Annotated in this window: 14 protein-coding genes; 6 read left to right on the top strand and 8 right to left on the bottom strand. The window is 36.8% G+C overall.

All coding sequences use genetic code 11. The features are described 5' to 3' along the window. Positions 1 to 10: 10 nt before the first annotated feature. The 4 genes from ACSAMO_RS05700 to ACSAMO_RS05715 all read right to left on the bottom strand — a co-directional run bounded on the left by ACSAMO_RS05700 (position 11) and on the right by ACSAMO_RS05715 (position 3257). Positions 11 to 1960 (bottom strand): clostripain-related cysteine peptidase, encoded by a 1950-nt coding sequence (locus ACSAMO_RS05700; protein WP_499210016.1) that lies wholly within the window; start codon positions 1958 to 1960, stop codon positions 11 to 13. Between the two features lie 160 nt (positions 1961 to 2120). Continuing rightward, positions 2121 to 2540, bottom strand: coding sequence for a hypothetical protein (locus ACSAMO_RS05705; protein WP_499210017.1), 420 nt, complete (start codon positions 2538 to 2540; stop codon positions 2121 to 2123). Positions 2541 to 2580: 40 nt separating this feature from the next. Beyond that, entirely contained in the window at positions 2581 to 2781 is a 201-nt protein-coding gene (locus ACSAMO_RS05710; protein WP_022228982.1) for a TM2 domain-containing protein, read from the bottom strand. Between the two features lie 74 nt (positions 2782 to 2855). Beyond that, positions 2856 to 3257: a hypothetical protein gene (locus ACSAMO_RS05715; RefSeq protein WP_499210018.1), complete on the bottom strand. Its 402-nt coding sequence runs from the start codon at positions 3255 to 3257 to the stop codon at positions 2856 to 2858. A 255-nt stretch (positions 3258 to 3512) separates the two neighbouring features. Here ACSAMO_RS05715 and ACSAMO_RS05720 point away from each other — a divergent pair, with 255 nt between their 5' ends. Genes ACSAMO_RS05720 through ACSAMO_RS05730 form a run of 3 tightly spaced genes read left to right on the top strand, consistent with a single transcriptional unit; the run spans position 3513 to position 6157 of the window. Then, positions 3513 to 3941, top strand: coding sequence for a LytR/AlgR family response regulator transcription factor (locus ACSAMO_RS05720; protein ID WP_499210019.1), 429 nt, complete (start codon positions 3513 to 3515; stop codon positions 3939 to 3941). After that, positions 3942 to 4241, top strand: a complete 300-nt coding sequence (locus ACSAMO_RS05725; protein WP_499210092.1) for a LytTR family transcriptional regulator DNA-binding domain-containing protein — start codon at positions 3942 to 3944, stop codon at positions 4239 to 4241. It begins immediately after the preceding gene. Positions 4242 to 4249: 8 nt separating this feature from the next. Next, on the top strand, positions 4250 to 6157 hold the full coding sequence (locus tag ACSAMO_RS05730) for a sensor histidine kinase (RefSeq protein WP_499210020.1): 1908 nt from the start codon (positions 4250 to 4252) through the stop codon (positions 6155 to 6157). Positions 6158 to 6196: 39 nt separating this feature from the next. Here the strand turns inward: ACSAMO_RS05730 and ACSAMO_RS05735 are convergent, their stop codons facing one another. Genes ACSAMO_RS05735 through ACSAMO_RS05745 form a run of 3 tightly spaced genes read right to left on the bottom strand, consistent with a single transcriptional unit; the run spans position 6197 to position 9723 of the window. After that, positions 6197 to 7798 (bottom strand): DUF975 family protein, encoded by a 1602-nt coding sequence (locus ACSAMO_RS05735; RefSeq protein ID WP_499210021.1) that lies wholly within the window; start codon positions 7796 to 7798, stop codon positions 6197 to 6199. A 56-nt stretch (positions 7799 to 7854) separates the two neighbouring features. Further along, complete coding sequence (locus ACSAMO_RS05740) at positions 7855 to 8340, bottom strand: uroporphyrinogen decarboxylase/cobalamine-independent methonine synthase family protein (RefSeq protein WP_499210022.1); 486 nt, start codon at positions 8338 to 8340, stop codon at positions 7855 to 7857. A 57-nt stretch (positions 8341 to 8397) separates the two neighbouring features. Then, entirely contained in the window at positions 8398 to 9723 is a 1326-nt protein-coding gene (locus ACSAMO_RS05745; protein WP_499210023.1) for an MATE family efflux transporter, read from the bottom strand. A 361-nt stretch (positions 9724 to 10084) separates the two neighbouring features. Here ACSAMO_RS05745 and ACSAMO_RS05750 point away from each other — a divergent pair, with 361 nt between their 5' ends. From ACSAMO_RS05750 to ACSAMO_RS05760, 3 genes are all read left to right on the top strand, one after another. Further along, on the top strand, positions 10085 to 10234 hold the full coding sequence (locus ACSAMO_RS05750) for a sporulation transcriptional regulator SpoIIID (protein ID WP_117966830.1): 150 nt from the start codon (positions 10085 to 10087) through the stop codon (positions 10232 to 10234). Between the two features lie 99 nt (positions 10235 to 10333). Continuing rightward, a protein-coding gene (locus ACSAMO_RS05755; RefSeq protein ID WP_499210024.1) for an IS3 family transposase occupies positions 10334 to 11754 on the top strand; the annotation gives its coding sequence in 2 pieces (ribosomal slippage) (positions 10334 to 10856 and positions 10856 to 11754; 1422 coding nt in all). 127 nt (positions 11755 to 11881) lie between these two features. Continuing rightward, positions 11882 to 13294, top strand: coding sequence for an IS3 family transposase (locus tag ACSAMO_RS05760; RefSeq protein ID WP_412275278.1), 1413 nt, complete (start codon positions 11882 to 11884; stop codon positions 13292 to 13294). 209 nt (positions 13295 to 13503) lie between these two features. On the opposite strand, the gene ACSAMO_RS05765 is transcribed toward ACSAMO_RS05760, so the two are convergent. Then, positions 13504 to 14730: an IS256 family transposase gene (locus tag ACSAMO_RS05765; RefSeq protein ID WP_412578855.1), complete on the bottom strand. Its 1227-nt coding sequence runs from the start codon at positions 14728 to 14730 to the stop codon at positions 13504 to 13506. Between the last annotated feature and the right edge of the window lie 80 nt (positions 14731 to 14810).

Genomic DNA, 14810 nt, shown 5'->3' on the forward strand with positions numbered 1-14810 from the left:
ATATAGTTTTTTAATTCATTTTAAGTTCTATCATTTCGGTTGTTATACTGTTGTTATATATATCGGTAAGCTCATAACAAATATTCGTGTCATACTCGCCGACATATTCATAACCTACAGTAATATCGCCGTTTACAACGATTTTATCACCATATGAATACACTCCGTCATATTCACCGTCATATGTATAGTAATCACATAAAAATTCCAACGTATCGCCGTTTTTAAGTTGCTTAAAGCCTTTTTGCGGAACTGATATATTTTCTTCTTCGCTGTACGGTCTGTAACCTGCCAAATAACCGTCGGGGTGCTTTTCGTCCCAATAAATCATCATTTCAATCTGCTCGTTGCCGTTAAGCACCGCAGGGACATAGCCGTATGTGTATCCGTCCTTTACGTTCTCCGGCGTTTCGTATTCAAAGTAAAACGGAACAACCTGACCGTTTAATGCAACCCAATAATAATCGAAATCAACCATTAAATCACCGTCATCGTCAAATTCATACACATTGTCCGAACCCAAGTCAACGTAACCATCGCCGTCATCAACATACACCCATACATTAATTCCGTTTATTTTATCCCATTCCTCGTCCGAAAGCGACAATGCAAAATAATCACCCTTGTCCTTTACTTCCAACTCATCTGATACATTATAGGTATCGTAATTTGTATTGTCATACCAAGAATAATCACTGTAATCATTCTCACTCGAATAATTCATCTGTCCTGTACCCATAATGCTCAAAAATCTATCGAAAAAGCTGTTGTAGCCGTTATAACCGAACTTATCTGTTTCTGTTTTTATTTCCGCATAATAGTCGGGATAGTCATACGGGAAATACATTGCAAGTCCGTTCGAATTGTAAGACGAACTGCCCGAATACTTAACCGCACTTCTAAGCACCTTGCCCAGTTCCGTATCACTCTTGCCGCATTCTTCAAGATATGATTTTATATCAATCTGTTCATACTCACCGTCACCGAATGATTTTGCATTGTATCTTGCCTGTGATATTACGGAATATCTGCTGTCCAAAACTCCTTCTTCCTGCTGCATTGTTTCGCATAGCTTTGAATATGTATAAGGAATTTCTCTCAAATCTACGATTGAAAGCGTATTTGAATCAAAAAAACTCGAATCAGGACCGTTTATATAGTCCTCCACAATCTTCTTACCTATTTCGACAGTCGGCATTGACGTATTGTCAGACAAATTTTTAAGCCATTCACTGTAATACCAACCCGTTCCCGGCTCATATTCTTCCGATGCAACAAGATAATCCGCATACGGTTCAAGCATATATGCCGTTTCAATCGTACCCATAAGGCACGCGTCAAAGCCTACAATATCAAACTTAATTCCGCTGTCTGACAGAGCATTTCCTATCTGTGACAGCGACAGCATATCATCAGGATACATTTCGTCATATCCGAAACCAAGTGCCGTACCGCCGCCGTGATTCCAAAGCACAAGTTCATATCTGTCGGCAGGATAATTTGAGGCAGACCATTTTATAAAATCAGTCAGCGTATTAGGGGACGTCATTTGTGCTTCACCCAAGTTCTCCACGTTCTGCAATTCACCGTTTTTAATTATATGACGTTCCGTTTTTCCGTCACTTATGCTTGCATTTTCCCACGCGGCCGCTCCGCCTGTCTGTAATGTAATATTAATATTATCCGCATTTGCCGCCGCCATTTCGGCAATATCTTCACTCGCCGCTCCGCCGTCACTTTCAAGGTCAGAACCTACCATATACACCATAAGTGTAACTTTGTCCTCTCCGTTACCCTTTATATGAGTATAATAATCACGCATATTCGGAATATCGTAATTAACCGTTTCATACTCCTCCGACGGCATAATCAAAACCATACAAAACAACACAAATATCAAGCCTATAAATATTAATAATGCAATTCCTATTTTAAATAAACACCCTTTTTTCTTTGCCATAATCTCTCTCTTTCAAAAAACATCCCCAATTACTCCAAAAGCGACAGCTAATGCTGCCGCTTTTCAATTTTTGCAGTACAGATAAAATGCACTTATATTTTATATGGAGTCCAATAAAATATCGGATTTTTTAGGGGACTGTTTTAAATTTCCAAATCAATTATTCTGCGTCAACACCTGCAACGGCAGCCAAACCATCAGCCATTTTTGACATAGAATCTACCAATTGTAGCGCCTCGTCTTCATCTGTGAAATCAGTCTGTTCAATATCGCCAATTTCTTTGATTACGTCGGCAGCTTGATTTAGAAGATCAACTGTTTCTGCATCTGCCTCGATTGTACCGTCATTTACAGCGTCTGCAACTGTTGTATGCAGTTCAACAAGGTTTGAATAGATGTCTTGAAGCTGTGCGAATGTTTCATCATCGATAACAGTATCAGATGATGTTGTATCGTCAGAAGTTGTTGTTACATTTGATGTCGTTGTGTCTGATGATGTATCTGCATCACTTCCGCAACCGGCTAAAGCTGTTACTGACATAGCGGCAATCATTGCCATAATTAAAATTTTCTTTTTCATAATATATATTTGTCCTTTCATTTTAAAAAAATTATTTTTATTATTCTGCATACTCTGAGCCGTCTTTTGGCTTAAGTTTTCCTGTTGCTATCATAATTAAGTCGATAAGCCACCAAATTCCGAATCCCCCACAGGTTATTAATTTTAAAATACCTGTACCTATGTAGCCAAGATAAAATCTATCAATTCCAAGTTCCCCCAAAAAGATAGAGAGAATTAATGCTACTACCTTTGATTTCATTCCATTTCCTCCTTTTAACGTACTTCTTAATTAATATGCATCGATTAAGAAATTTATTCCTCTTTTTTTATTTTTTAAGCCAAACCCCTTTTTTCCAAAAGAACTTTAAGCTTTTCCCCTACTTCTCTGGTTGCTCTGTTTAGGTCAATATTTTCTTCATTGACTATATCATACATTCCGTTTGTAAAAGCGTCACCGATTATCTCTTTCGCCAAACCGCCTGCACCGCTGTATATTTTTGAAATGGTAATCGTTTTTGAAGTTATAGCAATTTGAATTTTATATTTATCCACAGCAGGAAATTGAATACATCTCATTAATCCCGAACCCGTAATCTCAGGTTTGCCGACAGAATATGTTTCGTCTTTCATAATCTCATAAAGTTCATCATATGTAATCTTTTCCTTTAGCTTAACTTTATCATACCCCTTAAAGACATCTTTTGCTCCGGACTTAAATGAATCAAAAAATCCCATTCTCATATCTCCTTATCTTCTGCTGTATCTCATTGCTTTCTGATGAAATTATAATATACCTAAAATCAAAATTCAATAGATTTTGCGTAAAACGCATTTTGCACGTTTAAAAAGCAATTTTCCGCACTGAAACTCAATTTTATTAACTGAAACTCAATTTTATATGTTGAATTATTATTTTTACAATGATATAATATAATCAGAGTATATCGGCAAAATGTTGACAGCTCTTAAATCCATAAGGCGGTGAACTCGATGAATATTGCAGTTGTTGATGACTTAGCCGTCGGCAGAGAAACGCTTGTAAATTACCTTAACGAATATTTCTCCGAAAGAAATATGAACGTTACAATATCCGACTTTTCCGATGCCGAAAGTTTTGTCACGCAATTTGAAAACAACAAATATAATATAATTTTCTTTGACATATATATGCCGGGTATGAGCGGAATTGAAGCTGCAAACACTGTACGCAAAACAGACAGTTCGGTTGAAATCATCTTCCTTTCTACAAGCAATAACTTCGCTTGTGAAAGTTACAGTGTAAATGCTTTTTGTTATCTTGTAAAACCGATAACAAAAAATGCAGTTGAGTCACTTATGCAGAGATATTTCGAAAAATACGAAAAACCTTCAAAAGCATTATCGGTTCTGTACAAAACAAAACCCGAAATAAAACTTTAAATAGCATATGATTCGATAATGTACATAGATGTTATAAACAGAAAAGTCCGGCTTCATTTGAAGGACAAGACGATTGAAATTCAAAACACATTTTCACAGTGTGCGTCAATTTTGACAGAAGACAGCCGTTTTTCAAACTGCTGTAAAGGATTTATCGTAAATTTTGATTACGTCAACACTGTTTCGGGCAATGATTTTTTAATGCAAAACGGAGATTATGTTCCGATTAAAAAACGTGAAAACCAACAAGTAAAGAAACAGTATTTAACTTATGAATTAAAAGATATTATAAGAGAATAAAGGTCACTATGATTACTATGGAAAATAAGCAACGTATCAAGACTATTGCAGTAATTTTTATTATCGCAATAGTTCTTATCTCTTTGATGACAGAATTTTTATATACTTTCAATAACAAATATACATACAACAAGCTCCAGCCCGAAAAAGGTGTGTTGACGCTTTCGCAAGAGGAAATTGACAACAATTCGTTTCACTTTCTTATAAAGGATTGGGAATTTTACGAAGACGCACTTCTCACTCCGACATATTTTAAAAATCAAACTTCACTTCCGAATATGAAATATATTTCAATCGGCGATACTGAGTCAGCGTACACAAGCCAAACAAAAAACAATATCTTTATCGGAACATACAGAATGAAAATAAACTTCCCCGAAAAAGAGGGATTTTACGCACTGGAAATGCCTCAGGTTTACTCGGCATATGAACTGTACATCAACGACAAACTGTATTTAAAGGTCGGCGATATACATAATTATAAAGCACAAATACAAAACCGTGGCGCATTTTTCAGTGCCTCCGGCGAAACGTATATAACAATCGCCGTCAAGGACGCGTCAGGCATTAAAGCGGGAATTACATCACCGCCGACACTCGGTGTTCCATATGCTATCAATATCGCCCGAATACTTAAAGTTCTCATAAGCAACTTTTTTATGACGATGATATTCTTCGGTGCGATATTCTCACTGTTTCTTGCATTAAGCAGTAAAAGCAATTATTCGTATATGTTCTTCTTTATGTGTCTTACATATGCCGCTTACCTCAATCACCCACTGCTCAATTTGTGTTTCACTATGGACGGTAATTTTTCGTACATATTTGAGCATTTTTGTGCGTACTTTGTGTATTTGATGGTTATAATGCTCCAAAACAGGCTCTGCAATTTGAACAAAACCGTGAGCAGTATTTCCGAAATATGCGGTTCAGTGTTTTGTGCAATCTCACTTGTATACGGAGTATTTACGCCTTATTTAAGCGCACCGTTATGCACTTTCTTTTCAAACCTATGCAATGTGTTTGAGTGGTTAGCCGCAATTTATCTTGTCACAATAGGCACTTATGCGGTCTTTAACGATATTAAATACGGCAGAATTTTTCTGTTCGGCAATATCTGCTTTGCCGTATCGTTATTCTTTAACATTATTCAACCGCTTTATGACTCGATTTATACCGACCAGTCGGTTGAAATAGGTATACTTGCGATTTTGGGCTGTCTGTACTTTGTTTACTGGGCAAGTATTGCAGATAAATACAGACGTAATATGGCTCTTGATGACGAAAGACGACTTATGGAACGTCAGATAAATCTTTACAAGGAAAACTATGTCCACATAACCGAACAAATCGAAGAAACACGTAAGCTCCGCCACGATATGCGTCAGCATTTCAGAGTAATAAACGACTTTGCAAACAATCGTCAATTTGATAAAATCGCCGAATACCTCGAAGAATATTCAAGCGAAACAAATGACACAGTACCGCTGTTCTTCTGTGAAAATCTTACGCTTAACGCTCTGCTCCACTTCTATGTTTCTTCATCGGCTAAAAATTCAATAGACTTTAAAACTTCGGTATCAGTTCCGAACGGACTGCCTATGAGTGATATTGATTTAAGTATTTTGGTCGGCAATCTTGTTGAAAATGCTATGGAGGCTTGTTCAAAAGCACCGCTTAAAAACAGGCGAATTGTGCTGAACTGCACAGCTGATGAAAACAAATTGATTTTAGATTTAAAAAATACGTTTGACGGCAGCGTTAAGAAGATCGGTTCTAAATTAATATCATCCAAAAAAGGTATGCACGGTTTGGGACTTGAATCGGTCAATGCCGTTGTTGACAAGTATCACGGCGTTATGAACGTTTCAAATTCAGACGATATGTTCACCGTCTCGCTTGTTATATTCTTCTAAACAAACAGCCCGCAAACGAAACGTCAACAGCTCCAAAAATCAAATCAACAAAAAATCCGACGCAATCAATACGTCGGATTTTTTAATTTCTATTCTCGCCACATCATTATCCGTTATACCCTCGCCGATATTAGGCACAAATGCCGAATATGCCATATCCGCGACAAACAGGACTACAAGTACGACACATATAATCTTCTTAATTTTCATAGGAATTTTGCAAAACAGATAGTCAAGTGACGGTGCTACAAGATACACCGCCGCACAACCGCCGAGTGCAAACACAACCAATCCCTCAAGGCAAATTCTGCCTTGAAAATTCATAAAATATCCGCTGTAATCCCACCAACGCATACCCTGAACTTTTTCAAGTATAAGCGATGTAACATACTCTATTACACCGCACAGCACCATTGACAAAAGGAATGTCAGCCACGGTTTGTTTCTGAATTTTTTTAACACAATCAGTACAACCGTACCGCCTACGCCGTAAATCGGCAGCCACGGTCCATGTGAAGTACCTCTGTTGATAAATTCACCTCTTGTAAACAGGAACAATAACACTTCCCACAACCAACCTATCATTGCAAATGTGAAAAATATCAGTATCAATGACGATAATCCGTAATCACGTTCATAATCTTCCAGTATCCACTTCTTGCCCTTAGGCACTGTTATGAAGTATTCATTAATAGGATATATTCCGCTTGTCACTTCACTTTCAAGCAATTTATCGCACAGCCTGTCCGCATTTTCAATATCTCTTTCCTTTGCTTTTTCACGCAACGTCATATAAAGTTCAACTGTCGTCATACGTTTATACGGTTCAAGGAAAAATACGCCCAAAATCTGAAGTGTAAGTATATTCAATATATCCCAACCGATAAATGACAAATCAATCAAAAATGCTCTCCACTTATACCCTTTCATCATATCTTCAGAAAGTTTTATAGCCTCTTTTGCACTCAATTCGGGATTTTCCGCAATAATCATCGGTACAAGTTTATATGAATAAATCTTAATAAATCCGCCGACTATCGTTAAGCACCATAAAAGTGAATACACACTTCTTACAAACATAACCCATGCAATATGCAGTGCCTTTTTTACAGACCACGGAAACAATATTCGCGAAATTCTCGTGCCTGTGTAGACTCGAATTTCAAGCAAATACCGATACAGTCCGATAAGCAAAACCTTCGTAAAAAGAATGGCTATAAGCAAATAAATCAACGAGCCGATTGCAATAGTAACACCGGCACTCACTCGGTCGTTAAACACAATTTGATTTATCGAATTTAAAACACCGTAAACAAAGTTACCTGCACCCTCGGTATTCTTCGCAAACACCGACAGTACACCTCTTGTCCAATGCTGTGCTCTTTCACTTTCCTCACCGCTCTTGCCTAAAAAGTTATCGACAACTTCCGTATTCGACATATCGGAATTGTGATTTTCCGCAAAAAGCACCGTTCCGTTAAGCTGGTCGAAATAAGTGTCTTTTATTGTCCTCACTTCTTTTAGCGGGTTAATAAAGCTGCCCATAACAACGGCCGCGATAAAGCACGTTATAACAATGCCGATATAATTCCGCTTAAAAGTTCCCCTTGCCTTTTTCTTTAAATCCCTTATCTTCCACATATTTATATACCCCCGTTTTTCGTCTTATATATTTCTTGCAGTATCCGCCACGCATTTTATGTGTGACAAATCAATATCATTTGACAACGTACAATCCGCCCCCAGTATTGTACCTTTTTTCCGACCGTATTTATAAGTTTTATTGTTTCCGATTTGATCTCATCAAGCGTACCGCTGTATAAAACGCCGTTTTTTCTGTTGTCAAAGCCACCAAGCACGCAATTTGTGTTAAAGAAATCTCTACCCACATTTAAGTCCATATCTTCCACATAAACCGCCAAATTTACTGCCGCTGCTTTATAATTTTTCCATACTTCAACTCTGTTTTTGTCACCGCTCCAACCGCAGCAATGAAGTATATTATATTTACTGATACTGTTGGCATAATCAAGCACCTTTAAATCATACGGCTCTACAAATTTATGATATTCCTCCGAAGTAAATCTAAAAGTTTCCGCGTTTTGCACGCAGTAATAAATACCGTCACAGCCTGCCTCCTGTATAAGGGCTTTCACAAGAGTTATTGCATCTTCCGAAATCACTTCACACGCATATTCAACTGCTAACTAATCTTATATATAATTATATCTCACAAAATATTACCTGTCAAACTTAAATAAATAAAAACAAATTCCAACCGCATCCGCGATAAACCAACCAATCGGAATTGACCACCAAATACCGACTACATCGATAACACGCGACAAAACATACGCAAGCACTACTCTTATTCCCAAAGAAATAACCGTAAGCACAACAGACATACTCGGTTTATTTATAGCTCTGTAATATCCGTAAAGCATAAACAAAATACCTATGCCGATATAGCAAGCCCCCTCTATACGCAAATACTGTACGCCGATGTTTATAATCTCCGTGCTTTCGGCATTTACAAATATCATCATAAGCGGTTTTGCAAAAATAAACACAATCGCGCTGATAAAAATACAGAACAGTACAACACTTTTGAGTGCTTTTTTAATTCCGTCTTTTATTCTGTCATACTTGCCCGCACCGAAATTTTGTGCGATAAAAGTCGAAAACGCATTTCCGAAATCCTGTACAGGCATATATGCAATGGTGTCGATTTTCACAGAAACGGCAAACGCCGCCATAATTTGTGTACCGAAACTGTTTACAATCCCCTGCACCATAAGTATGCCGAAATTCATTACAGACTGTTGCAGACACGTCATTCCCGACAGTATTGCTATGTCGTATGCCGTACGTTTTACAAACTTTGTATCTTCATATTTTAATCGAAGTTCGGGATAACGAATGTACACATATATCATAAGTCCGATACCCGAAATATACTGCGATATTACAGTTGCAATCGCCGCACCGCTTATGCCTTGCTTTAATACCAAAACAAAGTACAAATCAAGACCGATATTAAGTATCACAGATACGCACAAAAACGCAAGCGGAATTACGGAATTGCCTATTCCTCGCAGAAGATTAGAAAAATAGTTGTATAGGAATGTCGCGAAAATGCCTACAAATATCCACTTCAAATATTCGCTCATTATACCTTGAATGTCATACGGCACTTGAAGTATTTTCATAATCCGGCCGCAAAGGTAAAATGACGCAAACGTCAGTATGAGTGAAAATATTCCTATCATAACAAACGAAATAAACATTCCGTTTTTCAGTCGTTTTATATTTTTTTCGCCGAATGTTATTGAAAAAAATGCACTGCTTCCAAGACACAATCCCAAAATCACTGATGTTAAAAATGTCATCAGTGAATATGACGAACCGACCGCCGCCAAAGCATTGTCGCCTATGTATTTTCCTACTACCCATGTATCGACTAAGTTGTAAAACTGCTGCATTACGTTACCGAGCATAAGCGGTATCGCAAACACCCAAAGTTTTTTATTTATGTTTCCTACCGTCAAATCTTGTTTTGATTTCACAATTCAAAACTCCTTCTAAAATTGTAAAAGGCTGTACACAAATACAGCCTTTACACATTATGCGTTTTTGTCATATAAAAATTCAATTTTCTTGCCTTGTTTGCGTTGTTCCACGCAGTCGTCAACAGCCGTTCACCCGATGAATCTCACGCACCGATAGCGTCCGATAAACCTTGCATAACGTTATTAAAAGTTTTATTTCCTCCTGTATTTCTCCTTAATACTTTATAAACAGCCAATAATACTATTATAAGTAATGTTAAATATTTTGTCAAGAAAAATAAGATTGTTGGTGATGGTTTAATCTCATAAATTACACCGATTTTTCATATATATGCTATACAGAAAGGTCGGTGGGAGAATGAAAGATTATATCGAAAAACGGGCTGTCGAATTGGCACAGTATATTGTAGAAAATAACGCCACAGTCCGCAAAACTGCCAAAATTTTTAATATCAGTAAATCTACCGTGCACACCGTAGTATCTATTCGTGTCGGTTATGTTGGGTGATGGATTATGAGGTAAATTGAATACAAAAACGAGGACCTGAAATGAACCGACCCCCAAAAGTTAGACCAAAAATCTAACTATTGGGAGGTCGGTTTTTTCATGGCAAAATATAGTTTTGAATTTAAAATGGAGGTTGTGCAGGCATATCTAAATGCTGAAGGTGGGTATAGATATTTAGCAAGTAAATATAACATTCCTGCAAAGAGGAGAATTGAAGAATGGGTACACGCATACAGAGAATTTGGTGAAGAAGGGTTAATGCGTTCGAGACAAAATAAGAAATATACTTTTCAATTTAAGCTTTCTATGGTAGAATTGTATCTATCAAGTGAGGTCTCATATCAGGAATTAGCACTATCACAAGGAATTAGTAATCCATCATTGATTGTAAAATGGGTCAATGATTTCAGAATTGCCGGACCTGATGCTTTGAGACCTAAAAAGAAAGGTCGTAAGAAAACATTGGATATAAGAGAATGTAAAAAGCCTTCTAAATATGACGGAGAAAAACCCGTGGATACAAGTGCCGAGCATGTCAAAGAACTTGAAGACGAACTACTTAAACTTAGAATAGAAAATGCATATTTAAAAGAATTGAGGAGACTGCGTTTAGAGGAGGAAACTCTTCTGAAAAAACAGCGAGAATTGTCCACAGTCTCCGAGGACAGTTCAAATTAAAAGACATTCTCGCAGTAGTCGGTTTTCCAAAGGCAACATATATGTATTGGCAAAAACGATTTGACAGAGAAAATCCTGATAAACAGTTGGAGGATGAAATCACTAAAATCCATATAGAAAACAAGGATTACGGTTACAGACGGGTATATAGAGAATTACGAAACAGAAAGATTTTTGTGAATAAAAAGAAAGTTCAAAGAATCATGCAAAAATTATGTTTCCAGGTCACATCATTTACTCGAAAAAGTCGCAGATATAATTCGTACAAAGGCAATGTTGGTAAAATAGCACCAAACAGAATTAACAGGCGATTTAATACATCTGTACCGCATCAAAAGATAACTACTGACACGACCGAATTTAAGTATTATGAGATTGACAACAAAGGCCGAATGGTAATTAAGAAATTGTATTTAGACCCATTTCTTGATATGTTTAATGGTGAAGTGTTAAGCTATGGTATAAGCAAAATTCCATCAGCGGCAAGTGTTTTATCGGCACAGAAACAAGCAATAGAAATAACATCTGATTGCCCATACAGAAGAACATTCCATTCAGACAGAGGTTGGGCATATCAAATGGGTGCATATTCCTCTGTTCTTAAAGAAAACAAAATATTTCAAAGTATGTCTCGGAAAGGAAATTGTTATGATAACTCTGTGATGGAAAATTTCTTTGGAATATTAAAGCAGGAAATGTATTATGGAACTACATATTACAGCTTTGAAGAGCTTAAAGATGCTATTGAAAGATATATAAAATATTACAACGAGAAAAGAATAAAAGAAAAACTTGGGTGGATGAGTCCGGTTGAGTATCGGCTCAACACCTTGGCTGCATAAAAATAGCGTAGCAGTCGTTAAAACTACTACGCTATAAAAAGTCTAACTTTTTGGGGTCACATCAAAAAGGTCCTCATTTGAGTGGGGGGTGCGGACATATTCTTGGACTCCTAAAGGAGTAAAATAAATGTATACAAAAGAACAGAAAGAGCGAGCGTTGAAGGAATTTGAACGATTGGGATCAGTACAAGCGGTAGTAACACTTCTTGGTTATCCATCAAGGCATACCTTGTATGAGTGGTACAGAAAGAAAATAGCAGACATTACCGATTATCATGGTTCACTTGATAAAGAATATATAATCAAACAAAAATATATTAATAAACCAAATCATCCGCGCAATCCTGATATAAGTTTAAAATTAGATGTAATTAAACGTTGCTTTTCTCTTGGTGAAGGTGTAGAATATGTATCAAGAGATATTGGTTACAGTCGTGCCAGTATATATTCATGGTACCGCAAATATAAGAAATTTGGAGTGGCAGGTCTTATGTCATCTAAGAAACAAATAAAAAGAGAAAATATAGATTTTAATATAGAACCTTCCGAGCAACAGGATATCTCAGAATTGCAGGATCAAATCAAACAATTACAAATGGAAGTAGATATACTAAAAGAAGCTTTAGGTTTATTAAAAAAAGATCAAGGCATCAATATGATGAAACTGAAAAATCATGAAAAAGTAGTGGTTATTGATGCCGTTGAAGATAAGTATCCACTGCAGCAGCGTTTAAAATGTCTATGTATGGCGAAAAGTAGTTACTATTATCAGAAGTCTGTGATGAAACGCCCTGACAAATATGCAAAAATCCGTGTACAAATAAAAATGATTTTTCAAAAAAACAGAAATTGCTATGGATATAGACGTATTTACGAAGAACTCAAGAAAATAGGTGTTACTGTTTCAGAGAAAATTGTACGACGTATTATGAAAGAAGAAAATTTAACAGTACCAATAAAACGTATAAAAAAATATAGCTCATATAAAGGCGAAATCACACCGGAGGTAGACAATATAATTAATAGGGATTTTCACGCAGAACGTCCTAATACAAAATGGTTAACCGATATAACCGAATTTGCCATTCCTGCCGGGAAGGTATATTTGTCTCCGATTATTGATTGTTTTGATGGTATGGTTGTAAAATGGAATATCAGAACAACTCCAGATTCTATCTTGGTCAACAAAATGCTCGAAGATGCTATTAGCACATTGGCACCATATGAACATCCTCTTGTACATACGGATAGAGGGTGCCATTATCGATGGTCCGGATGGATAGAACAGATGCGAGTTGCCGGGCTAACACGGTCTATGTCAAAAAAAGGCTGTTCACCTGATAATGCAGCTTGCGAAGGATTTTTCGGTAGATTAAAAAATGAAATGTTTTATGGACGTTCATGGATAGGTGTCACGATGGATGATTTCATAAATGAGCTTAACAGCTATATTGATTGGTATAACACAAAACGAATAAAAAAATCTCTCGGCTATATGAGCCCGGTAGAGTACAGACATAGTCTTGGATTATCAGCATAAAATAGTCCAAGAATATGTCCGCACCCCCGTGTGTGAGATTATTTCTGTAAATTTAATTTTTCTATGATAAAATACTTAGTTTTATTTTGGCAGATAAGCAAAATTCAGCTTATCTGCCTTTTTGTAATATAGCACGGATTTTCTTCCGCGTCAAGAGCGGTCTTGTAAAAGACCGTATTTTTTACACTATATAAATATAAAAATATATGCTAAACAAGTCGTCCATCATACATAATTGACAGTTCTCCGTAAACTCTGCCCCAATTTCTAAGTGGCATTGTCCACTTCTTTGTTGCTTCAAAGGTTGCCAAATACAGTGCCTTTAAAAGGGCTGTATCGCTCGGAAATACGCTCCTTTGGCTATTCAATCGACGAAGTACGCTATTAAGGCTTTCTATTGCATTTGTTGTATACATAACTTTTCTGACTTCTGCTGAAAATTTGAACATCGGTGATAAAACATCCCAATTTTCTTCCCATCTTCTCATCGCATTAGGATACTTTTCTTGCCATTTTTTTGTGACACTCTGCATACGTTCGTATCCGCTTTCTTCGTTCGGTGCATGGTATATACTCTTTAAATCATTTGCAAATGCTTTTTTGTCTTTTTCCGCTACATATTTCAATGTATTGCGCACTTGATGGACAATGCAACGCTGATACTCCGTATTTGGATAGGCTGCTGCTATTGATTCCTTTATCCCTGATAAACCGTCTGCACATAATATTAATATATCTCTAACACCACGATTTTTGAGTTCATTTAAAACTCCCAGCCAATATTTCGCACTCTCATTTTCGCCAATGGTTATGCTTAAAACTTCCTTCTTACCCTCGTCATTTACACCAAGAATTATGTATGCAGCTATCTTTTTCACTATATGCTCATCACGAACCGAAAAGTGGATTGCATCAATGAAAACTATCGGATACACAGCTGATAAAGGGCGTTGTTGCCATTCTTCTATTTGAGGTAATATTTTATTTGTAACTGCGGTTACCATACTTTCGCTTACCTCAAAACCATATATATCTTCCACAATATCAGAAATTTGTCTTGTTGTCATGCCCTTTGCAGACATAGCAATGATTTTTTGTTCTATTGCTGATATGTCCTTCTTTCGTTTAGGGACTATCTGCGGTTCAAAATCACCGTCACGGTCTTGTGGAACATCAATAGGTATCTCGCCATAAGAACTACGAAGTTTTTTGTGTTTTACTCCATTTCGATAATCCGGATTGTCACTGCGTTCATATTCGTCATAGCCTAAATGTTCATCCAGTTCAGCTTCCATCATTTCCTGAATAGTACCGCCTAACAGATCCTTTAGTGCCTCTTGAATATCTTCTGCTGTCTTGATGTTGTATTCCTGAATCAATCCGGCAATGATATTCTTCTTTCCTTCACTCATTCTTTCTCGTCTACGTCTTGCCATAAAAAAATTCCTCCTATGATTTATTTATATTCTATCATAGAAGGATTATTTTTTACAGACTTTTTCTCACACTCTCCCTC

The sequence above is a fragment of the Ructibacterium sp. SJQ-7 genome (genome assembly GCF_054696575.1).